Origin of the sequence: Paenibacillus sp. KS1 (assembly GCF_001680695.1) — a bacterium.
Taxonomy (GTDB): domain Bacteria; phylum Bacillota; class Bacilli; order Paenibacillales; family Paenibacillaceae; genus Paenibacillus_B; species Paenibacillus_B suaedae.
In genome coordinates this window covers 132,381-155,826 of sequence record NZ_MAIS01000001.1, presented here as the reverse complement: position 1 = coordinate 155,826, position 23,446 = coordinate 132,381, and the positions used below count along the sequence as shown (strand labels likewise).

At 47.1% G+C, this 23,446-nt stretch carries 14 protein-coding genes and 1 riboswitch; of the genes, 3 read left to right on the top strand and 11 right to left on the bottom strand.

All coding sequences use genetic code 11. The features are described 5' to 3' along the window. Window positions 1-129: 129 nt before the first annotated feature. From BBG47_RS00690 to BBG47_RS00680, 3 genes are all read left to right on the top strand, one after another. Window positions 130-543 carry a class I SAM-dependent methyltransferase gene (locus BBG47_RS00690; protein ID WP_065290107.1) on the top strand — a complete coding sequence of 138 codons (414 nt, stop codon included), beginning with the start codon at window positions 130-132 and terminating at the stop codon, window positions 541-543. A 183-nt stretch (window positions 544-726) separates the two neighbouring features. Continuing rightward, window positions 727-1,587, top strand: a complete 861-nt coding sequence (locus BBG47_RS00685) for a helix-turn-helix transcriptional regulator (RefSeq protein WP_065290106.1) — start codon at window positions 727-729, stop codon at window positions 1,585-1,587. 344 nt (window positions 1,588-1,931) lie between these two features. Further along, window positions 1,932-2,357: a hypothetical protein gene (locus BBG47_RS00680; protein ID WP_065290105.1), complete on the top strand. Its 426-nt coding sequence runs from the start codon at window positions 1,932-1,934 to the stop codon at window positions 2,355-2,357. 277 nt (window positions 2,358-2,634) lie between these two features. On the opposite strand, the gene BBG47_RS00675 is transcribed toward BBG47_RS00680, so the two are convergent. The 11 genes from BBG47_RS00675 to BBG47_RS00625 all read right to left on the bottom strand — a co-directional run bounded on the left by BBG47_RS00675 (window position 2,635) and on the right by BBG47_RS00625 (window position 23,281). Further along, window positions 2,635-3,528 carry a DUF2268 domain-containing putative Zn-dependent protease gene (locus BBG47_RS00675; RefSeq protein ID WP_065290104.1) on the bottom strand — a complete coding sequence of 298 codons (894 nt, stop codon included), beginning with the start codon at window positions 3,526-3,528 and terminating at the stop codon, window positions 2,635-2,637. 122 nt (window positions 3,529-3,650) lie between these two features. Then, window positions 3,651-4,790, bottom strand: a complete 1,140-nt coding sequence (locus tag BBG47_RS00670) for a Ger(x)C family spore germination protein (RefSeq protein ID WP_065290103.1) — start codon at window positions 4,788-4,790, stop codon at window positions 3,651-3,653. Then, a complete protein-coding gene (locus BBG47_RS00665; protein ID WP_065290102.1) occupies window positions 4,787-5,896 on the bottom strand; it encodes a GerAB/ArcD/ProY family transporter in 1,110 nt (369 codons plus the stop codon). Before BBG47_RS00665 ends, BBG47_RS00670 begins: the two co-directional genes overlap by 4 nt. A 19-nt stretch (window positions 5,897-5,915) precedes the next feature. Continuing rightward, window positions 5,916-7,370, bottom strand: coding sequence for a spore germination protein (locus BBG47_RS00660; protein WP_065290101.1), 1,455 nt, complete (start codon window positions 7,368-7,370; stop codon window positions 5,916-5,918). Between the two features lie 172 nt (window positions 7,371-7,542). Beyond that, complete coding sequence (locus BBG47_RS00655) at window positions 7,543-9,192, bottom strand: methyl-accepting chemotaxis protein (RefSeq protein ID WP_065290100.1); 1,650 nt, start codon at window positions 9,190-9,192, stop codon at window positions 7,543-7,545. Window positions 9,193-9,360: 168 nt separating this feature from the next. Beyond that, window positions 9,361-9,720 carry a hypothetical protein gene (locus BBG47_RS00650; RefSeq protein ID WP_021254824.1) on the bottom strand — a complete coding sequence of 120 codons (360 nt, stop codon included), beginning with the start codon at window positions 9,718-9,720 and terminating at the stop codon, window positions 9,361-9,363. Window positions 9,721-9,963: 243 nt separating this feature from the next. Next, window positions 9,964-16,695 (bottom strand): non-ribosomal peptide synthetase, encoded by a 6,732-nt coding sequence (locus BBG47_RS00645; protein ID WP_254659715.1) that lies wholly within the window; start codon window positions 16,693-16,695, stop codon window positions 9,964-9,966. Further along, the gene (locus BBG47_RS00640) at window positions 16,686-17,441 is read right to left on the bottom strand and encodes a 4'-phosphopantetheinyl transferase family protein (RefSeq protein ID WP_065290098.1); all 756 of its coding nucleotides are present in this window, start codon (window positions 17,439-17,441) and stop codon (window positions 16,686-16,688) included. The genes BBG47_RS00645 and BBG47_RS00640 overlap by 10 nt, the downstream gene beginning before the upstream one ends. A gap of 83 nt (window positions 17,442-17,524) precedes the next feature. Beyond that, a riboswitch (cyclic di-GMP riboswitch) is annotated at window positions 17,525-17,611 on the bottom strand. A gap of 568 nt (window positions 17,612-18,179) precedes the next feature. Continuing rightward, window positions 18,180-21,272 (bottom strand): stalk domain-containing protein, encoded by a 3,093-nt coding sequence (locus BBG47_RS00635; RefSeq protein ID WP_065290097.1) that lies wholly within the window; start codon window positions 21,270-21,272, stop codon window positions 18,180-18,182. Between the two features lie 229 nt (window positions 21,273-21,501). Then, window positions 21,502-22,164: a type A chloramphenicol O-acetyltransferase gene (gene catA, locus BBG47_RS00630; RefSeq protein ID WP_065290096.1), complete on the bottom strand. Its 663-nt coding sequence runs from the start codon at window positions 22,162-22,164 to the stop codon at window positions 21,502-21,504. Between the two features lie 88 nt (window positions 22,165-22,252). Beyond that, window positions 22,253-23,281, bottom strand: a complete 1,029-nt coding sequence (locus BBG47_RS00625) for a LacI family DNA-binding transcriptional regulator (RefSeq protein ID WP_065290095.1) — start codon at window positions 23,279-23,281, stop codon at window positions 22,253-22,255. Window positions 23,282-23,446: the final 165 nt, after the last annotated feature.

Below are 23,446 nucleotides of genomic sequence, written 5' to 3'. Positions count from 1 at the left end.
TCATCCATGAGTCGCCTCATGCTTGTTCATTGGTTTACGATATTGTCACACATGATTTATCCTATTACAAGTTGTTGGTTATACTAGTATAATTACTACCTGACTCCAGCAGTAAACAATAAATGCGGAATGCAGACAACCTGCATCGATCTATCCAGTGAATCGGTGAAGAAGTGCATCGAAAGAGGCTTGAATGCGAAAGTAATGGATTTTTATCAGTTGGACTTTGCCGATCATAGCTTTCAAGCTGTCTATGCGCTAAATTGCTTGCTGCACGCGCCGAAGAAGGATCTGGATCAGGTCTTGCAAGAAATGCATCGAGTGCTCGCTCCGAATGGACTGCTTTTTATTGGATTATTTGGTGGATACAACTCAGAAGGAGTATGGGAGGCGGATTGGTGCAAACCGCAGCGATTCTTTTCCTTTCACGCGGACAGTTCCATTCAGAAGACCTTATCCCGCTGGTTCCAAATCGTAGATTTCCACACTGTCCCATTGGATGATGACAACTTGCACTTCCAATCGATTACGCTGCGGAAATGATATACTAGATAAGTCAATGGATCCATGCTTCGGCATGCAAGTTGGGAATCACAAACAACAATGTAACCTTTCACGATTATTCCTGATCCGTTGTTAATCCACTGCTGATCTGGTTATTCACTCTACATAGTCGATATAAACAAAACTAAATGAACAACTGGCTTGCAGTTAGGAGGTATAGCCATGTCCAGCCAAACGAGATTAGAAGCCCTGTCCACCTACCTAAAGTCCAAGCGCTCAAGCATTCAACCGCAGTCCGTAGGGCTGCCTGCTGGTACTAGACGTCGAACACCTGGCTTGCGCCGTGAAGAGGTAGCTCAATTGGCAGGAGTCAGTACGACTTGGTATACTTGGCTGGAGCAAGGGCGAGACATCACCGTGTCTCCATCTGTTCTGGACGCGGTAGCTGCCGCTCTGCAACTGAATCAGGATGAGCGGAAATATGTATACGATCTTGCGCTTGAGAAGCATATCAGTCCACCACAGCAGGAAATGAGCATTGCGAAAATTCCGCCATCGCTTGGGAAAATATTGAATGAGCTAACGCATTGCCCAACCATCATTACGGATAGGCACTTCCACATTGTTGGCTGGAATGCCGCTGCGGCATATGTATTTCTTGATTTCGATCAGGTTCCCTTAGAGCAGCGGAACTTGATTCGGCTCGTTTTTGTCAGAAAAGAGCTGCGCTCACTAGCCGTCAATTGGGAACACTTCGTCAGAGGCTTCCTCGCGATGTTCCGCGCCTACTATGGTCAGTACGTGGGAGATGAATGGTATACAGACTTCGTAGACGAAATGTCAGAGCTTCATCCCGAATTCCATGCACTATGGGAAGCAAGCCAAGTCAGCATTGCCCCCGACGTTACGATCGAATTCCGTCACGCGAAGGCAGGCAAGATGCTGTTCAACCTTACCTCGCTTCTCTTGCAGGGGAACATGGACTTGCGGTGCAGTGTATTCACCCCAATTGAACACTCCTCTACCGAGGAGAAGCTAGTCCGTTTTATGAGAAGAGATGAACTACTGAATGAAACTGAATGAATAGCCCTGCTGTAACTAAATTCCAGCAACGAAAGCAACAATAAACCGAATAAATATCGAACGAAAGACCCCAAGCAGATTTCTGCCGCTGCTCAGGGTCTTGCCTCATCCGAATATCGGAACTTTATTTTTCAGGTAGAGATCTGGCAGTAGTTATTATACATAACGTATAAGGGACAGCAATTAATGCTGTCTTTTTTACGTAGAACTAGTCATTTTACCACTAGAAACAGTAATGATACTCCCCTGTTTATTTGATTTATTTATAGCTACAATAAACTCAACTTCAATAGTTCACTTCAAACTTATTGACTCAAATAACATTAAATTAGGAGGAACAGTTAATGAAAAAGTCATTAATTCTTATGACTGCGGCTGCTACGCTCTTGATGGCTATCCCAGCATATGCACAACCATCTATTTCAAATGTGGCTCAAGCTAAAAGCTCTGTTAACCCAGTAAATTACACGTGGGGTTTTGAAGTCAGAGTACGTAAAACACAGTCTTCTGACTCATTCTATCCAACTGGTGACAGATTAACTTTAAAGGCGACGCAATCCAGTGACGGAAACACAAAAATTGAATATACGCTTTATGAAGAAACAAATCGTAATACTGATACTGAAATAGCCAGTAAGACAGTGCGGGGAGACCATGATGAGAAACTTGTGTTTGATGATGTTCCAGTAAATAAAAATAAGAAACACTATGTAGTGGCTCACAACTTAGGTGATGAAACAACAAAAGGAGTAGCATACATCTCCCGCTAAAATTAATTCTATTGAAGCCCGTTATCCCCTTTTGTGGGAAGTGGGCTTTTTATTTGTTCATTATGCAATAAGGGGTGTTCAATGTAATGACACAGCCAATTGGGAGTAGCGAGTGTGAGATAAAAGCATTTGTTCACGAACCGCGTGTAGTGCAGTAGTTGTACAGAGAAAATAAAGTACTATATTTTCTCTGTATAAAACTTTATTTTTCAGTTGAGTACTTTATTTTCTTTTAACATTAAGAGCCTTACAAATCAATCGATAATCCTACAAAATCCTACACCATGCCGCTCCCCTGTATGATGGTCTCCGCCGGCAGCAGGGTCGCTTCATAAATAGATACATCGTTCCTCTTCAAGAAGGACTGTACAACATGATAGCCAACCGCATACCCTGCCCCCGCAGGCACTCCAACTGCCGGATAACCTTCCCGCGCAGCAGCTTCATCGCCGAACATATAGCTGCTCACCTCAGCGAAGCCCTTCGTATCCAATGCTCCTCGGATTACCTTGAAGCAATGATCCAGCTCCTTGCCCTGTATATTCGCCACCCATGGACCAAGCAGCTCCTCTCCATACATTTCAGTTGCAAAAGAATCTGCCAAGCCCTCAATGATAATATAGTCACCTAGCGTTACATTGCCATGGTTCCAATCGAAATAGGAGAAGCGAACGTTATGGTGGAACTCATGAGCGATCAGCGCCGGCAGTCGCGGAATATTGTAGCTGTTCGGATCCAGGATAATGAGGATATATCCTGGAATACCGCCAAATCCGGTATACCCCTGATAACTGCTTAACTTGTCAGGATCAGCAAGATACGCGCCAAATATCAATTCCTCTGCCTTGACTGCCAGCCCCGCTGAGTCTATTCGGTGGATACATCCCAACAATGTCTCCTTCGCGAGTTCCAGAATGCGAATATCCTGCAGACGCTTCCTTGCCTTCTCGATTCCTTCCTGATGCTGAAGCGGAAGGAAGCCCATCATTTGAGTAGCCATTACCACATCATAGCCGTTCGGCTGCTGCGCTGTTATAGGTACATGAATGGTCTCCCACATCGATCGAAACGGCTTCATCATTGTATGCCTGAAATAGCCATTTCTCTGCTCATTTGGCATAGTCAACAATGCTTCATACTGACGTAACGTGTCTTCCATGTGAATGTTCATTAGGTTCACCTGCATCTCTTCATGGTATGTTCCTCTCCGACAAGGCGGAATACCATTAGGCTACACGATCACGTTACGTGAGAGTCAATCATTCAGCGCATGTAACTCACAAAAAATTCCGATTACTCAATCGTACCTGTTCGAACAATGTTTACCTCGACTTGAGATTGAATGCTTGCCTCAGGGAACATCTTCTTCCACTTGTCAGCTGTCAGTTTGGAGTGCCTTACCGAGCTGCGGTAGACCTCGCCGAAGCCAATCGGATCCGAACCGAGGCGCTGGAGCTTTTTAATAAGCGCTTCGGTTTCCTTCGTCAATGCTTCTCCTATTTTTTGTTGAAGCAGTTTGTTTGCCTGGGGTTTGCTAAAATCGTACTCATCTGTAATTTCATGCAGCTCCACATTGATGCGTAAATTGGCTTGAAATTTCAGGGGAGAAGCTGAGAGGAGACGAATATGTTTTTTACTGCCCAGGTTCGCGAAGACCACCCGTACATGCCCGTCCTCTTTCCGATTCTCATGCAAATAAGGACGCAGCTCATCGCGATCAATTTTGACCTCTTTCAATGTCGCTAATTTTCCAAGCAGCAGCTTGAGCAAATATCCTTCCCCTGGGCCGATCGTTCCGACTACTCGATCATTCTGAAGCAGGGCCAGTCCAAAAACCTCAACTCCGTTCGGCAGCTTGCGCAGCATTGGGAGTACCGGATCTTGTCCAGCACTGTAGAAGGCGCTCCGATAATCGTGAACCGTGCAGGAAGGAACCCAATCATCTTGAATATGCTGCTGCAGCATTTCATACAAGTAGGTTCCAATATTCGGAATCTGCTCATAACTGCCGGCCAGCAATTCATGAGACGGCCCTTCACTGACTGCGAGAAAAATCATATCACCGAAAAACGGATCCCTCGTCAAATTCTCAACAATATACGTAATCCCTTGCTTGGCCAGCTTATCATCGAAGACTACGACACGAACCTGACCGTTCACAAGTGTGTGGGACAATTGCTGGTTGTTGTTAATTCGAGCTCCCTTGGTGCTGCTTGCAATACCAGTGACGATCTTCGTCTTCTTCTTCGCTCCTGGCTCCGGATTGGTCAGAACTGAAGTGACATTAAACTTCTCTTCCGACAGAACGTCAAACCCGATCGCTACACTTATTCCCAACTTCTCCAGCACACTAGACTGTACACAGCCTACAAGAAGTGCCAGCACGGATAACACACCAACTACCCTGAACATCGGTTTGAGCAACGATCTCAATGCGCATCACTCCCCTTTTCACGTTTGCGCCACTTGTATACATACGTCAGAGCGAACAAGAGGAGCGGATAACAATAAGAGACAATCACAGAGTATATCCCGATAAAATCATTGAGTTGATTCACTTGTCCCCGATTATGGAGGGTGCTGGATGCCACGATCACAATAACAGCCAAGCCATACAGTGTCAGCTTCTCATTCCATCCAAACAGCTGCACAGTGCCCCGCAGCACGTTCCAAGCCAACTGCATGATACCGGGAAGCACAACTAGCATCCAGAAGGGAATTGCAATGAACTCGATCCGCTCCAAGAAGGGATACTTAATAATTTTCAATAAATTAATGGAGCCCCAAATCGTACGAAGTATCTGATTTTCACTGAAATAGATGATCGACACGATCATAATGAACAAGTACAGGATATTGGTGAAGAGCACGCTCGCTTGTGCATAGCGCATCACCTTATTTTTGTCCTGCACATGGCGATAGAGCATAAATATCACTTCAAACCCCGTAATCGTAAACCCCATCTTAATTGCCCCTACCCAAATATGTTGTACAGTCGTATCATAAATCGGCAATAAGCGGCTCCATTCCACATAGCGGATCGGATAATTGAAGAAAAGGGAGGTCGCGATAATCAGGAAAAAACTGATAAAGCTCGTTTGTAAAATGACTCGAATTCCGCCCAAGCTGCCATACACCATAAGCACAAGCAATATAAGTGAAAGGAGCCATGTCGGAAAATCGGGGAAAATCCAAGATTGGATCGCTTCAATATACGTTCTGACAATGGTCGTCATATTCGTCAGGAAATAGAGCATCATGCAGATGCTCAATACACCGCCAATCCATTTGCCGAACAGAACGTGTTGAATGCCGTACAAATCAAGTGACTTATGCATTTCCAAGGTCTTAACCATAATCCAGACGATCAAATGGGTAGCTATTCCTGAAAGCAGGACCGACATCCATGCATCATGCCCCGCCTCCTTATAGATGTACCGCTGAAATCCGAATATTCCTACACCGACCTGCACGTTGCATACGAGGAAAAGCAGCATGTAGGCTTTGAATTGATATTTGTGTGATGTTCCGCTATTCATCTTTTTCACCTACAAATGACTATTCATCAATCTTCCCGGTCCATAGCGAACGAAGAGAAATGGATCGGACGTATTTACGAACCCTGTGCCCTGTTGCAGTCAAGCCCTTCGGTTCTGGAAGCAGCACCTCATCATAAGCCAAGTCAGATTCCTTAATCGGGTGAACTGGTGAAAAATACGGCCTGCCTAAGCTCGTCTGACGAATGAGGTGCATCGTTACCAAGGAGGTTACAAACACAATACCGATGCTGCCCCAAATACCCGCAAAGATCACCATCGGATATCGGACGAGCCGCAAGCTGCTGCTCATTAAATAGTCTGGTGTTGCGAAAGAACCAAGTGCCGCAAGTGCCACTAGCATGATGAGAATATTGCTCGTAAATCCGGCTTGAACCGCTGCCTGCCCAATGACAATACCGCCTACAATGCCCATTGTCTGTCCAACCTTCGTCGGCAGCCTCGCCCCCGCTTCCCGAAGCAGTTCCATGGTCACTTCCAGAATTATCGTCTCAAATAAAGGCGGAAAAGGGACTTTGGAGCGTGACTCAATTAAGGATACGAGCAAAGAGGAAGGAATAATTTCATAATGGAAAGTAAGGGCCGCCACATAGGCAGGAGTCAAGAATACAGAAAGAATTAACGCAACCATTCGCAGTGCGCGAATAAATGTCCCGATCCCCCATCCTAAATAGCGATCTTCCATGGATAAGAAGAAGTCAATGAATTCGCTTGGTCCTACGATCACAAGCGGACTCCCATCCAACAGAATAATGATCTTGCCTTCTATCAGCGAATGGCTAGCCAAATCAATCCGTTCGGTTAGCATCAATTGCGGGAAGACACTCAAATCATTATCCTGAATCATGTGCATGAGCTCTGAGCTGCCTGTCACATCATTGAGACGAAGCTGCTTAATTCGTTGACGTACCAGCTCAACCCGATCTGGATTCGCCCTATCTGCCATAAACATGAGATGGATCGTCGTATTGCGTTTGTTCCCCATCTTATATTCTTCACTGCATAGCTCCGTATCTGGAATGGAGGTTCTAAGCAATGTCGTGTTCATGCCAATTGACTCCGTAAAAGCAACCATTGGGCCTAATATGGTCGTCTCATTCTCTGGCGAGGTAAGAGACCTCTTAGGCAAGTCCGCCACATTTGCCGCAATGCCTGCCTGAGGGGTCGCAATATAGACCCATCCCTTCACAATCAGCGGTGCGCATTCCGGGATAGCCGCAATATCCATGATTTCTCCGATAGGAAGCGAACTGCGAAGATCCTCGATCGTCGGTGTCTGCCCCAACTGCAGCAACGGAGATAGAATAGAGGTGTGAAGCTGCTTCGTATCGACATGCTGGGGCATATAGCATATGGCAACTGACGGCGAAATGCTTCTTACCACAAGATGGACGCGATGATGAAACAATGCCGATATTTGTTCTTGCAGGGAAGCTGCGAAATCAAAGTCCGCCATAAGGTCAATCCCCTCCTGTAATCACTTTGAAGATGACAAACATGTTGGATGATCAGACAAATTATTCCCTGCTGCACGCAAATTCATTCGAAAATCACCATGACATAAAAAAACCGATACCTAAGTCAGGTATCGGTTCAAGTACGGTATAATCTAGTTGTCAAAATAAATATTAAAATTTAAATTTCGTCAATGAATCCTGCAATCCCATTGCCATGCGCTTAAATTCCTCGGCTGAGCTTGCCAGCTCTTCCATAACCGCATTCTGCTCTTCAGTAGCAGCGGCAATCGATTGCACACTTGATGCGGATTCCTCCGAAATGGCCACAACCCCCTGAACACGCTCGAGCATGTCTTGAGAGCTAATATTGACCTCCTGGACGATCGCCTCGACCATGCTGGCTAGATTGGATATTTCCTGCATCATCGCCACAATGGCATGGAAGACGTCACCCGTATCATTAACACTTTGAATGCCGGATTGGACGAAATGATGGCTCTTCTCCATTGTCTCGACTGCATTTCCCGTCTCGGATTGAACTTCTGCAATAATCTGCTGAATTTCGAGAGCGGCCTGATTTGATTGATCAGCCAGCTTGCGAACTTCATTCGCTACAACCGCGAAGCCTCTGCCATGTTCCCCTGCCCGAGCAGCTTCAATTGCGGCATTCAATGCAAGCAGATTTGTTTGCCCCGCAATATCCGTAATAATCGCTAGAATTTCGCCGACCTTATCGGATTTTTGCTGCAGGCTGCTCATCATGCCAGCACTTGCTTCCACATTATCAGACAGCTGTCTCATATGGGTGATCGTTTTATTGACGATTTCATTGCCATGCACAACCTTATCATTGGCCTTCGTGAATTCGCCTGTAATCGTCTTCACAGTTTGATCCACTTCGCCAATTGCCATCGTCACATCCTCGATCATTTGACCGACCTCAGCAAGCTTCTTGGCCTGCTCGTCCACGCCCATTGATATATCCTGCAGCGAGATTGTAATCTGTTCCGATGATTTGCTCGTTTCCTGCGAGCTGATTGCAAAGTCATTCGAAGTTGTATTAATGTTCTCACTTGTATCGACAACATGATCGACCAAGCCCTTCAGATTGACTCTCATTCTCGTAAAGCTGCGAGCTACATTGCCCCAAATATCTTTGCGTTGTTCCGTCATTCCCACTTGATGCGAGAAGTCACCCGAGCCAATATGTTCAACAGCACGCGATACCTTATGGATTGGCTTAATAAACAGGCGATCCACCAGTATCCAAGTTACGCCACAAATGACTAGCAAGGAGCTAATAATAACCGTCAACATGAGCCAATTATAAGAGACAAGACTATTGTCAAAATCATCATATTTCGAAACAGCGACTACCGTATAGTCCTCTGCTTTTGCAGCATATGCATATCCGCCAAGACCATCACTTAGCTTGACTTCATTCTGCTCACCTGTGAAGAGCGGCTGTAGGCTGCCCTCTATTTCCTTAGTCAAACTCTTTCCAGAGCGGGCAATTACCTTGCCATCCTTAACGAGCAAGGAGGAGCTGTTCTCCTTATAAGCGATCAAATTCAATACTGCCTTCGGATCATCCTTGCCTTGCTGAATGACCAGCTTTCCAATTTGCCGAACGGCTGTATGGGTATCTTCGATCATGATGTCAGTAACGACACTTCGAATAAAGCTGGCATTCACCATGCTGGTCGTTATAATGACAAGCAGAGTAATAAGACTGATAGGCAATAATATCCGCGCTAACAGTGATTGAAAGCAGCGATTCCATAACGCACGTATTCGTTCGTTCATAGATTGAGATTTCATTCCTGTCACACCTTTTATGTAATAGGGTATCTTCCGATACCACGCGTAGTCGTTCATTGCACTTGCTCAAGCTTGCTCGTCACCAAAAAAAAGACCTGCCCGTCCGGGAACGGGCAGGTCATATCATTCAGTATCCTTCAATAAGACGAAAAGATAAGAACTATAAGACTACAAGCTGTCCAAGTAGCGATCTGCTTCTTCGTAGCTTTGAGCTACGCCGTATGCACCGCCGAGATCTTTAACCAAGCGAGACAATTGCAGCTTCGTCAGAGCGGAGCTTACGATCATAGAAGATCCCTTTGTTTTTTTGTTTGCCATGTAGTCGCGCAATCCTGCCAAATAATCGTTCACATCAGCTGGTGCTGGTTGTGCCTTCGCCATATCGATGCAGAATGTGTAGCCTTCCTTCGCTTTATCAACTTCACGACGAACAGCTTGATCGTATTCTTTGGCCTCTTCAATTGTCATCATACCTTCAAGCTTAACATACACACGGTTTTTAGATGCTTCGTATTTCGTTTCGAACATGGAAAATCTCCTCCTAGATGTAATAAATTCATAAGTATGGTGTTACTGATTGTCTACTGCACATACTGAATATTACCCAATATGTCGTTTCATGCCAATGCTTTTTGCTTTTTGGCTGATTTCCGTATGCCTATCAAGTTATGATAGGGCGCTCTTCGAGCTGCATATGAACCGCAATCAACCTCTCTTCTGCCATTCTCGATGCCATCCCCCCTGCACATAATATCGCTCCGAATTGCTGGCCTACTTGTTCGTAAGAGATAGGAAGCCAACTTCGAACCCGTGTCGCAGCATATTCGTGACTTGAGCTTCACCAGGTACAGTCCAGGAAAAGCCTAATGCAGCAAGCGTAGATGCAGTCCGTTCTGCAGTTAGCTCGAACGCTGTCAGCGCAGCGCCTTCATCCATCCACCCGTTATGCAGCATCACATTCTCGACTGCCTCAAGCTTCGCCCCCTGTTCATATTGCTCGAACAGATAGGATAGGAACTTCTCCATTGGCAGCTTCGCAACCTGAACATCATTCCGCCCAGCCAGCATTTCGGACATGCTGATCAGATGCGGGTTATAGATATGGTAGATCTCATCATGCAGGGCAGGCTTGTCATGCAGTGTAATAATCGCACGGCTCACCTGATCTACGAAGGATAAGTCTGTATCCTGACCGGAATCAGGAACGGCCCCCAATTGGATGAAGGACTTCATCGTCTTGTAGAACGCATTGTCCTGAATATTCTCCTGGAACTGACCGCTCTCTGAGTGACATACAATGTTACCAACTCGGTAAATGTTCGTATGCAGCCCCTGCAGACGCGCCTGTTCTACCAATTGCTCCGCTTGGAATTTCGTCTTTACATAATAGTTGTCATGCACTTGTCCGATGTCCAAGTCATCCTCCGTGAAGAGAACGGCTTCCTTGCCTTCAATCGTTCCCATCCCGACCGACATTGTAGAGACGTGGTGGAATCCCTTCTTCGTGCCGGTCGCTGCCAATTCCAACAAGCGCTCCGTCGCCGTAACATTGTTCAGTACGAATTCAGAATAGTGGCCATAATGCTTCACATTGGCCGCAGCATGGATGATGCATTCCATTTCATCTGCCAGCTTAGCATATTCGTGTTCAGCGAGTCCGAGATGTTCGTCACTCAAGTTCGCGTTAACGACTTCGATTCGATGTCCGTGCGTGTCTGTCAGTGCTGCACCAAAATAATAGGCCAGCTTCTCGTACAATCTGTGTCGAGCCTGCTCCGGAGATGTCCCGCGAACAATAGCAACCACCTTGCTGTCAGTACAATGCAGAAGATCGCGAAGCAGGTAAGCACCCAAGTATCCTGTTGCACCTGTAAGGAGAACCTTAGCATAGTTCAACTGCGATACCTCTCGGTTGTGATAAGCTTCGTTGCGGCTGCGGTACTGCTTCCAAGCCTCCGTTACGGCCTTATCTTCCACGACCGTCGCTTCCTCTGCATACATAGCACGAATTCGCTCCAGCTTATCCTTCATATGGTTCGGACGATACTTCATCCGCAATGCCAATTCTCGAATTGTCGGATATGCGAATACATCGCTGACGTCGACCTCGTATTCCTGCTTTAACTGCGCAACAAGCGTGATCGCCTTCAAGGAATGCCCACCTAGCTCAAAGAAGTTGTCGCACACGCCGACCGTTGTCAGGCCAAGCAGCTCCTGCCATAGCTCGGCAAGCTTCATCTCCGTCTCACTGTCAGGCGCTACATAACCGGCTCCTGTCCACTCTTGCTTCGATGGCGCAGGGAGCTTCGCGCGATCGATCTTGCCGTTCGTTGTCAGCGGCATCTGATCGAGGAACGCATAGTAAGTCGGGATCATATAATCCGGCAAATGATCAAGCAGATGCTGACGAATATCTGCAGCTGTCACCGTGCCCTCCGTAACAATGTACGCACAGAGCGCCTTTTGTCCAGGCGACTCCTCAATATCGGTAACGAGTGTTTCCTTCACGAGCTCATGAGTTCGGATTTGCGCTTCAATTTCACCAAGCTCCATACGATATCCGCGAATTTTCACTTGATGGTCTTTGCGTCCTAAGAACTCGACTGTTCCGTCCGGCAGCCAGCGAACAAGGTCGCCTGTCTTATACAGCTTCTCTCCAGCCTTGAACGGACTGTCGATGAACTTCTCGTTCGTCAAGTCCTCGCGATTCAAGTAACCACGCGCAACGCCATCGCCGCCGACCCACAACTCGCCCGCTACGCCAATCGGCTGCAGCTTGCCATAGTTGTTCACGACATAGGCCGTCGAGTTCGCAATCGGCGCTCCGATTGGAATCGATCCGTCCTGCTCCGCTGCAATATGGTGGCAGCAGGAGAAGGTCGTATTCTCTGTCGGTCCATATCCGTTCACGATTTGAATTGGCGCACAGGCATGAAGCACCCGGTAGATATGCTTCGGAGACAATACATCTCCGCCAACGAGCAATGTTCGCACAGGTTCGAATAAGCGCTCATTTTTCTCAACCAACTGCGTGAATAACGGTGAAGTCAGCCACATCATAGTGATGCCATGCCGCATAATCGCTTGTTCCAACTGCTCAGCATCCAAAATCGTCGGCTTGTCAACGAGTACAAGTTGAAGTCCGTTCAGAAGGGCTCCCCATATTTCAAATGTCGAAGCATCGAATACGAGAGAACCGGTCTGCAAAATGCGATCATCCTCTTGGAATGATACGAAATTCGTATTCTTCACAAGGCGAATCACGTTGCGATGGGTGACCATAACTCCCTTTGGCTTCCCTGTCGATCCCGATGTGTACATTAAGTACGCGATATGCTCAGGATTATTGAGGTCATCTATGTTTTCCGTTGACTGTACAGCTAGTTTCGAATCCGTGAAACTGATGCTGCTCAGTCCTTCAGGCAATCGTTCAGCCAAATGGTCGCTTGCGAGTACGATATTAACACGGCTGTCCTCCAGCATATATTGAATCCGTTCCTGCGGATAATCTGGATCGATCGGCACGTAAGCACCGCCAGCCTTCAAGATTGCGAGTACACCGATAATCATTTCTGGTGTGCGCTCTGTGAACAGACCAACCAGCTGTTCAGCCTTCGTCCCATGCTTCTGCAAATAATGCGCCAAACGATTGGCCTCCGCATTCAGCTCCGCATAGGTAATTTCGCGTTCACCAGACACAAGCGCAACGCGATCAGGCGTTACACGCACCTGTTCCTCGAACAGACTGTGTACAGTCGCATGGCGAGGATATTCGGCAACCGTATTATTGAAGTGGTGCACGATTTCTTCCCGTTCCTGATCCGTAACCAGTTCAAGTTCTCCAATGCTGCATGACGGCTGCTGTGCCGCCTGCATAGCAAGCTGCTCGAAGTGCCCTGCCAATCGTTCTACAGTTGCTCGTTTGAACAGCTTCGAACAGAATTCAAAGTTGCATTCGAGTTCCTCTTCACGCTCGATCGCCTCCAGCGTCAGGTCGAACTTCGATGTGCCGTTATGATAAGGCAGCTGTGTGAAGACGGCATCTCCTGCTTGAAGCGAAAGATCCCCCATGTTCTGCATGACGAATACGGTATCGAACAATGGATTGCGGCTTACGTCCCGCTTCAGCTGCAGGCGTTCAACCAGGCTGTCGAGCGGGTAATCCTGATGCTCATAGGCAAGCAGAAGCGTATCCTTCATCTCATTCAAATAATCAGCAAAGGCCTTGCCGCCCTCTGGGAAGCTGCGAATCGGCAAGGTGTTGACGAACATGCCCATCATTCGATCTACATCAGTATGTGTTCGAGCAGCAATCGCACAGCCGACAATCAAATCCTCCTTGTCCACATATTTGGACAAGAGCACATTATATACCGACAACAGCACCATATAGAGTGTAGTTCCTTGACGGATAGCCAGCTGCTTCAAGCCTTCCACCGTCTTGGCAGACAATGCTATACGCACCATATCGCCTTCAAATGACTGCACATTCGGACGAATATAATCGTACGGAAGATCCAGCAGCGGGATGTCCCCTTCAAGCACACTCAGCCAATACTGTTCATGTGCTTGTTCATCTTGTACACGCGTGGACTGCCATTCCGCATAGTCCTTATATTGCAGCTTGATTGGGGCCAGCTCCTCGCCCTTATAGATTGCTGCCAGTTCTTCTGCAAACACACTGAGCGAGGTTCCGTCGAAGACGATATGATGAATATCCAGCATCAGTACGTAGCGGTCTGCTTCCATTTTCGCAATCGCAGCACGTAGAAGCGATTGCTCCTCCAACTGGAATGGACGGACGAATTCATTCGCCATTTCAGCAGCAGTACGGCCCTCGGCCTCTATAATCGGCACATCGAAAGCAACTGTCTCATGCACCTTCTGTACGATCTGTTCCTCTTCCCAATGGAATGAAGTACGGAATGCTTCATGGCGCTCTACGATTTGGTGTAGAGCCTTCTTCAGGCGGCCGGTATCCAATTGGCCATTCACTTCGTACACAAGTGGAATGTTGTAGGCCATGCCAACTCCGCCCCGCTGTTGCAGCGCGAACATACGCGTCTGTGCTGGCGCGAGACGATAATGCGCCTTCTTCTCGGCTGGCGTTATCGATTCGTATTGTTCTTGTGCTCCTCCGTCGATAATTGCAGCAAGCTTGCCGACATATGGATTCGAGAACAATTCCTTGAAGGACAACGAGATATGGAAATCAGCTGCGATGCGTGCTTGCAGCTGTGCCAGCTTCAACGAATGCCCGCCAATCTCGAAGAAGTGATCCGCTGTGCCAATTGGAGAGATGCCAAGCAGTTCCTCCCAAATCGCAGCAAGCTTCTTCTCCGTATCCGTTACTGGAGCTTGATATTCGGTTGACATGCGCTCCTGCTTCTCAGGCTGAGGCAGCTTGGCCCGATCAATCTTGCCGTTGATCGTAAGCGGCATGCGCTCCAAGAACATGAAGTATGCCGGCACCATGAACTCAGGCAAATGCGAAGACAAGTACTCGCGCATTGCACTCGCTGTCATGCCTTCTTCCGCTACAATGTAAGCACAAAGAGCCTTCTGGCCAGGCGACTCTTCAAAAGCTACAACCAGTGCTTCCGTTACTTGCTCGTGCGTATGAATCTGCGCTTCAATCTCACCGAGCTCCATGCGATAGCCGCGAATCTTCACTTGATGATCTTTGCGTCCGACGAATTCCAAGTTGCCATCTGGCAGCATGCGCACAAGGTCACCTGTTCTATAGATTCGTTCGCCAGCTATGAATGGACTATCCGCGAACTTCTCACGCGTCATCTCATCCTTATTCAAGTAGCCACGTGCTACGCCTTCACCGCCGACCCACAGCTCTCCTACAGCGCCAATCGGCTGCAGCATGCCGTAATCATTTACAACATAAGCGGTTGAGTTCGTAATTGGCGTACCGATAGGAATTGTCCCGTCTCCCTCTTCCTTCATCAGATAAGAAGTAGAGAAGGTTGTATTTTCAGTAGGACCATATATATTCGAAATCTCAATCGGTGCACAGTCCTTAGCCGCTCGATAGAAGTGCTTCGGCGACATCAGCTCTCCACCGACGAGCAATTGGCGAAGCGGCGCAAATATGCGCGGATTGCGATCAACCAATTGAATGAACAGCGCTGTCGTCAAGAACATAATCGTAACCCGATGGCGGACGAGCGCTTGCTCCAGCTGCTCAGCGTCCAGTATCGTCGTCTTGTCGATAAGCACGAGCCCTAAGCCATTCAACAAGGAGCCCCAGATTTCAAAGGTTGAGGCATCGAACACAAGCGATCCTGTCTGCAAAATACGGTCGCCTTCGCCAAACTTTACGTAATTCGTGCGCTTCACTAGGCGAATGACATTGCGATGAGTCACCATGACACCCTTCGGTCTTCCTGTCGAACCGGACGTGTAAATGATATATATAAGATCTTCTGGCTGATTCACAGATACCAGATTATCGCTAGATTCATCAGCAAGGCTCGGGTTATCCATATGAACCTGCTCGATGGTATTCGGCAAATCTATATCTGACGATCTGCTAGTCAGTACCAGCTTCGTACGACTGTCTTCCAGGACATATTGAATGCGATCCTGAGGGTGATCGGGATCAAGTGGAACATAAGCTCCTCCCGCCTTAAGAATCGCTAAGATACCGACAACCATCTCTGCACTGCGCTCTGCCATAATACCAACAGACTGTTCCCGATCGATGCCAAGCTTCCGCAGCCTGCGCGCCAATTGATTCGCACGAGCATTCAACTCGCAATAGGTCAACTCGCGATCATCTTCGATAACAGCTACTCGATCCGGATGCATCTGAGCCTGTTCCTCGAACAGCGCCTGAACCGTGAATGTATGAGGATATTCAGCTCGCGTCTGATTCATCCCCTCAATTAACTGGCGCTTGTCCTGCTCTGTCAGCATTTCCAGCTCGCCAATACGCTTCTGAGGATGCTTCACAGCTTCTTCCAGCAGCTGCAAGAAGTACTCACCCAGCTTCTCTACCGTCGATAACTGGAACTGATTTTCCTTGTAATACATTGTGAACATCGGTAATGCGCCCGTTCCAGCAGCATGCTGAATGCAGCCGTGCAGGTCACATACCTGCTCTCCCTCTGGAAGCACGGGCCGAACATCTTCTCCGTACCAGCAATACGTTGCCACATCACTGTCAGAAGCTATTTCAGAGCAAGTCAGGTTACGTCCTTCTGCGCAAGCCGACAAGCTGTTATGAATGCTCATAATTCCTTGCAAGGTTACGTCATCCTGACTGACTACGGTATGGTTTGCATTGCCGTGTCCCGCTTGAACGGCATGAAGAGTTACTTGCTGCGAGTTGTAGAACCGGGACAACAGCGTTGCCCACGCACTGAACATGACGGATTCCAACTTGACCGAATGCTCGGTCGAATGCTTCTTCAGAAGACGCATTGTCTCCTCAGGCAGCTCGATAGAATGTACGTCATAGCCTGCCAATCGTTCTACTGTCAATTCCATGAAAGCCAATTCTCGTCCTCTCCTTTGTACGATCCAACCCATTTCGTAAACCTATGAGTCAACTGCTCCCATGTGATGTACTCTATTTGCTTGGCAAATTCCATATGCTGTGCACACACAGTCATACTATAGCCTGTTACAGGAACGACATATTGCTTTACATAATTATGATCAACATTCCATAATTGATTATGCTGTATAGGTACAGCTGTCTCCTGCACAATCTCGAATGTGCTGGGAGGCAGGCTAAGACCCGTTCCTAATGCCTTCAGAACACTTTCCTTAGCCGTCCATATGTAAAAAAACATTTCCTGACGCGCACGACTGTCGTTCGTATTTGCAAGCAATTCCAACTCACGCGGCGAGCATATCAGCCTAGCCACGTCCATTTTCCATTCTCCTGCTTGCTCAATATCAATCCCGATTGGCGCTTCATCCAATGCCACTGCTATGAACGCACCGGCGTGAGAGATGTTGAAAAATACCGGATCACCCTCCACATATGGCTTGCCGAAGGGATGAGTGTGAATAACAAGTTCGTTATTCGGACACTTCAAGGTTCGGCATAGCAGCATGCGGGCCAATATGTCAGCCGCAACCGTGCAATAAAGATCTTCACGGTTCCGAAGTCTATCTAACCTTTTGTATTTTTCAGGTGTAACGAACGGGATAAATCGATCCATCAATGAATCTATGTCTTCGTAGGAAGTACACTCGTCCCATTTTAGCAACACAATTTCCATCATTTACCCCAGCTTCTGTGCGCAAAAAAAAGGCCATTCTGCATAGCCTTGTCACCGAATAACCGTTGTGTAGTTACCGCAACATTAATGGCAACCCGGCCGCCGTAATCCGTGAAGATGTTAGGCCCGCGGCTTTGCGTCCTCATCTTTCGAAGAGTTTGCCTTTCAATCCTGATGTTGTTCTTCTTGATGTATCCATTGCGTGTTGCAGATCGATTATCAGGCAAGAATGTCATAGCAATGTTACGCACTAGTTCTTGTGACATGTATCGCGTGAATAGGTCTAAAGTACATATTACATATCAGCATGTTGGACGGTCGCATCCCCTATCCAACTCAAGACCCATATTTTATATCGGTTGCTCGAATGAAAAGATTAATACTTTTTCATAACACTTTTCAATTTTTCGACACGAAAAATCATTTTTTGTCATTTTGTAGTCACTTTCAAGGTTGTTTCACCCTATTTCCGACAAAAACATCCCTATCCATTCCTACCTCACTCCCATAGATTCGTGCAATTATCTCCAACTGCCTCGACACATTTGTCGATTCTCCTATACAACCGCTACTGTTTACCCCCTCTACGCTACCAATTACCTAATAGACAGCACTGAAGTCATTTCTTACTCATTACACAACTCTCTTGTACTCTTGGTGATACATAAAAAGCCTCGGAAATCATTCCGAGGCTCTTATTGAATGCCATCTATCTATCTTCTCTATTTCACATCATGGGGATTAATATCCGTCACCAACTGTCATTTCGTTGGATGCAGTGGACAGTGCATTCACTGTTGCATTGCGCCCATCCGCTACGGACATAACGAATACTTTATAGGCAACGCCGCTGCGAATTGGATTTCCATATGCATCATTATCTGACAGCGAGAACATTCTAGATTCTTCGCCAATTACGCTTACTCCTCTTAAACGATTCGCCTGATCCAGGTTGAAGGAGTTCGCTGAGCTAGAAGGAACGACCATCAATGCATAATAGGCAATCCCGCTGTCGTTGCTTGGCTTCGAGAAGGAGGCCTTGAAGTTATTCCCCCCTTCTCTTGTCAAAAACACATTCGTAGGTGCCTGCACGGATTGATCTACCAAGGCAAATTCACCAGAAGGCGAAGACAAGGCATTCGAGGAGCCGCTTCTATTGTCAGCTACCGTAAGCACGAATACTCGGTAAGCAACACCTTTTTGAATAACATTACCTTGAACATCCCGCAAACTGCTAGTCAGCGATTGTCTCACATAGCCGCTTTGGTTCCCAACCCGAATATAACTTGATGAATTCACAAGTCCCGCACTATATGCGTCGAATGCATAGGACTGATCTGCGCGAACGGCCATAATACGGTATTCATTTACGTATGAATTACTGGATGGTGCATTAAAGCCTACTTCAATGTCGCTGGCATTGCCGTTTTTGCCAATAATCTTCGCTTCTACATTCGTCACGACATCAACCGAGGCATTGCCTTTAAGCGTCACCTCTGGAGATGGAGCAGACAACGCATTGTTCGCTTGACTATTGGAGCTTACAGACAGAACAAATACCCGGTAGCTGTTGCCGTTGCGAATCGGTGCTCCATCTACATCTCTTGCATCCTGATCGAATACATGTGACAAGCTGCTGCCACTCCGATACACGACAGCTGAGTTCCAATTGTTAACTCGATTGGCCTCTGTTAGATTAAAACGGCTTGCATTGGAAGACTTCACGACCATAACGCGATAATGGTTCACATCCGATTCATCTGCAGCACGGTTGAATGTTACACTCAGGTTCCGTCCATCATTGTAGTTTCCACCCATACTGCTTGCCGATACGTTCGTTGCAGGGTACACCGTCGAATTGTTAGACAACGTAATCGTATCTGAGGCGCTGGACAGGGAATTCACATAACTACCGCGTCCAACAGAAAGCACATATACTTGGTAGCTGGTTCCGTTACGGATCAGGTCCCCATCTACGTCTCTCGCAGTAGAGCTCAGCTTGAGGCTAACGTCTCTGCCATTCGGGTTCATCGACGTATAATTGTAGCTGGATACGTTGTTCGCTTCGGATACATCAAAGCGGTACGATCTGCTCGTCTTCACAACCATAATTCGATACTGGCTAATATTCGATTCATCCGAGGCCCGGTTGAAGGTAACCATCATATCGCGGCCGTCATTATAATCTCCGACATCACTTACTCTTACATTGGAAGCACTGTACACCGTTGAGTTATTCGAAATATTGATGGAATCAGATGCGCCCGACAATGCATTGTAATCAGAGTTGCTATTCGAAACTGACATGACGAACAGACGGTACGTTTCCCCTCTGCGGATTAGTGAGCCATTCACATCACGCATATTAGATGGCAATGTTGAAGTAATGCTATAGCCATTCTTCGAGACATCATAATAATTGCTAGATGAAACCCGGTTAGCTTCATTCAAATCAAAGCGATAAGCATCCGAATATTTCACTGCAAAAATCCGGTAGTAGCTTACGCGCGATTCATCGGAAGAGCGATTAAAGCTGATCTGAATATCGCGTCCATCTCCATAATTACCCACTTGGCTGACCTTCGTAATCACTGGAACACCAGCTGATTGTCCAAGCGTGATCGAAGATGAGCTGGAGGATAGCTTATTAACATACGAGCTCGTATTGCTGACAGCTACGACAAATACGGTATAAGGTACGCCATTGCGAATTAAGTCACCCGCTGTATCTCTAGTTGTCGAACTCAAGGTTGTCGTCAACGTCGAGTTGCTGGACTTCGGAACGGTCGTATAATTATTGCTGGATACGCGGTCTGCTTCATAAGCATCGAAACGAGATGCATCCTTCGTTTTGACGACCATAATCCGATAATTTTGAATTGGGCTGTCGTTAGAAGGACGGGAGAAGCTGACCTGCATATCACGGCCGTCGTTATAATTCGCCACATTGCGCACTTGCACATTCGTTGCCGCTGCAACCGCGTTGTCGCCTAACGTAAAGGTTGAAGATGGGTTCGAGAGCACCTGTTGGTTGCTCGTTCTGCCCACTGACAATACATAAGCTTCATACTTCACATTCGTACGGATGTAGTCTCCATCTACGTCACGTGCTCGGGAATCCAATCTGACTACAGGATCGTCACCGCTCTTGTTTACTACGGTATAATTGTTGGAAGATACCGAACGAGCCTTGTTCAAATTAAAGGAGTTCGACGCTTTAACAATCATGACGCGATATTGATCAAGGTTATTTTCATACTGTTCCTTGGAGAAGCTGACACGAATATCGCTTGCATCTCCGGATTGGCCTGAGATCTGTGTTGTCACATAATTGACGCCTCTAAGATCGCCGGAGTAGTCGGGCTCATCTGGGTATGTCGGACGATCCGGGTATGTCGGCGTACTGCCAGAAGTCACACGCACGACTTTTTGATAATTGTCATAGTTGATTGTTGCGCCCAACGATTCACTAACGAAGCGTACCGGAACCATCGTTCTGCCCTGCATTGTATTGGCTGGAACATCCATATAGACAGTTTTGCCATTGACCGTTGCCGCTGAGGAGCCTAGTTTCAGAATTACTGAGGTGCTCCCTTTGTAAGCTGATACCTTCTTCGTTTTGTAATCGTAGCTTACACTGGCGCCAAGCGACTGGAAAATAACCGCCATCGGCAATAGCACACGGCCCTGCGTGTATACTGGCGGCTGATCGGTATTAATTTTGCTTCCGTTCACATATACGGTGTAAGTTGCAGGCGCTGCTTGCACAGCTGTGGGCGTTACCACCGTAAAGCCGAGTGCCGCAGCAACAAAACCTGACACAAGTTTCTTCACTTTTTCATCCTCCTAAGTTGCAATCATATCCAAGTCTAAAATTACCACCTGCAACTTAGATGCATCAAACAAGGAAAATGTTTCATACTCCTTTATAATTTTTTTAAATTGTGACAAAACTGTGTCAGACCATCATTCACCGACTCCACATCAATGAAAAAAGCCGTTGGAACAACGGCTAATTATGGCCTTGTTCCAACGGCTTCATTACTTTGCTCAATCATGTGTATTAATTCGGATCATCTAGCCACTCCTTGCTATGATCAGCGAATCGCTGCAGCTCGCCAACAAATAAGCCTGCATGATACCCGTCGCATACCGCATGATGCAGCTGCAAGGATACGGGCAGCAGGACTCGACCCGTTTGCTCGAAATACTTTCCGAATGTGATGATCGGCAACAAATACGTCCCCTCATTGAACACATTCAAATTGAATCCCGTAAAGCTTACCCATGGAATGCAAGAGATAGGGAATGTATTTGCAGGCTGATCCTTTTTACCAAGTAGTCCTTTCACCTTGCCATACTGCCGTACATCCGCTAGGTAGCCTTCGTGGAAAGCATGGAATTTTTCTGTATATGAGGCCCATAGACTAGAGAACGTATTGTCCTCAGGATGGAAAATCGTGAAACTCGGGTTCATGCTCTCCCAATATCCGAGTCCTCCATCCTCATCATAGGAGATTCGGAAATCGGGATATGCATTCACAATCTTAGCAGTCATATGAATAAGCGCCGGGTAAAGCTTCTTGTTCTTTTCTCTCAGATTATCAAGCAGAATCGTAATATCGATATTGGCAGTCAAACTGAATGTACATCTTGTTTCGTTCAAAAAATGAATATAGTAAGGTTTTCTATTCCACGTATCGATATCAATCAAATGAAACTTCATGGTTTTAGCCTCCTAAAATGATATTGTCATATTAGGAGGCACATCATCCGCCTTGACCATAGCTTACCCTTCTTCCCTAAGATATGGATCAGTCCAACTGCTGCGAGCTGCGTGTCATCGCCACACTCGATTCTCTAACAATGAGGCGAGGCTCAAACTGCACTCGTTCATATACACCGCGCTTCTGTTCGATGATCCGGTTAAGCAGCAGCTCAGTCGCTACTCTGGCAACCTCTGCTCCCATGATCGACACAGAGCTAAGCCGCGGCGTCGTAATCGTTCCCCACAAAATATTATCAATGCCAACAATCGCAATGTCTTCGGGCACGCGGATCCCCAATTCCTTGAATCGGTTCAGCAGTCCCATCGCAATCATGTCATTGCCCGCATAGATCGCATCCGGCATTTTCGTTAGACCTGCGAAATAATCGGCTGCCTTCAATCCCGTTTGCATCGAGAAATCATCTCCGAGATAGACCAGAGAGCTATCTACTTGCGGGAGGGCATCCTCGTAGGCAAAGAAACGCTCCTCAATGATATGCTTCGGCGCACCTGCATACGCAATCCGCGTCCGGCCTATGTTCATGAAATGCTCCATGACAAGTTTACCCTCTTGCGTAGATAGACTAACGATGTCCGCCTTCACATCGTCACCGAGCTTCTTCCCATAGTTAATAACGGAGACTGGAATGCTCGATTTATTAATCAAGTCAGGCAGCGTTGCAGGGTAAGCTAGCGGCAGGACAATCAGGCCGTCCACATGAAGCTTCTTCACTTCCCTGAGTATTTCGAGCTCTGCTCGTGCATTCCCTAATGTATTGATCTGAACGACACGGTAGTCGTAATTTTTGGCCGCCTGCTCGACGGAATAGGCAATCTCCGGAACGAAGGCATTGCGAATATCGGGAACAGCTAGCGCAATTTGCTTCGTCTGCCGTACCTTAAGACTGCGCGCGAATGAGTTCGGCACGAAGCCTAGCTCTTCAATCGCCTGCATTACCTTGGCCTTCGTCTTCGGACTAATGCCATCTGCGTCATTGATTGCACGCGATACGGTTGCCAATCCGACCCCTGCTCGCTGTGCAACGTCCTCAATCGTGACTTTTCTCTGAACCACTGCTACATCTTCCTCCCGTTACAAATGGAATTGCTTCCACCAATCCAATCAATCCATATTCTGTATCATACCATCTGCATTCACATTATTCACCTGATCTTCCTGCAACAAAAGACTGTGATTGACATCACGCTGAGAGTGTGACATATTTAATATCGGAAACGT

Coding starts and splice junctions, on each gene's coding strand:
- catA (WP_065290096.1), bottom strand. CDS start 22,164: ATGAAGTTTCATTTGATTGATATCGATACGTGGAATAGAAAACCTTAC.
- BBG47_RS00680 (WP_065290105.1), top strand. CDS start 1,932: ATGAAAAAGTCATTAATTCTTATGACTGCGGCTGCTACGCTCTTGATG.
- BBG47_RS00655 (WP_065290100.1), bottom strand. CDS start 9,192: ATGAAATCTCAATCTATGAACGAACGAATACGTGCGTTATGGAATCGC.
- BBG47_RS00675 (WP_065290104.1), bottom strand. CDS start 3,528: ATGAACATTCACATGGAAGACACGTTACGTCAGTATGAAGCATTGTTG.
- BBG47_RS00645 (WP_254659715.1), bottom strand. CDS start 16,695: ATGGAATTGACAGTAGAACGATTGGCAGGCTATGACGTACATTCTATC.
- BBG47_RS00640 (WP_065290098.1), bottom strand. CDS start 17,441: ATGATGGAAATTGTGTTGCTAAAATGGGACGAGTGTACTTCCTACGAA.
- BBG47_RS00660 (WP_065290101.1), bottom strand. CDS start 7,370: ATGGCGGACTTTGATTTCGCAGCTTCCCTGCAAGAACAAATATCGGCA.
- BBG47_RS00685 (WP_065290106.1), top strand. CDS start 727: ATGTCCAGCCAAACGAGATTAGAAGCCCTGTCCACCTACCTAAAGTCC.
- BBG47_RS00665 (WP_065290102.1), bottom strand. CDS start 5,896: ATGAATAGCGGAACATCACACAAATATCAATTCAAAGCCTACATGCTG.
- BBG47_RS00650 (WP_021254824.1), bottom strand. CDS start 9,720: ATGTTCGAAACGAAATACGAAGCATCTAAAAACCGTGTGTATGTTAAG.
- BBG47_RS00690 (WP_065290107.1), top strand. CDS start 130: ATGCAGACAACCTGCATCGATCTATCCAGTGAATCGGTGAAGAAGTGC.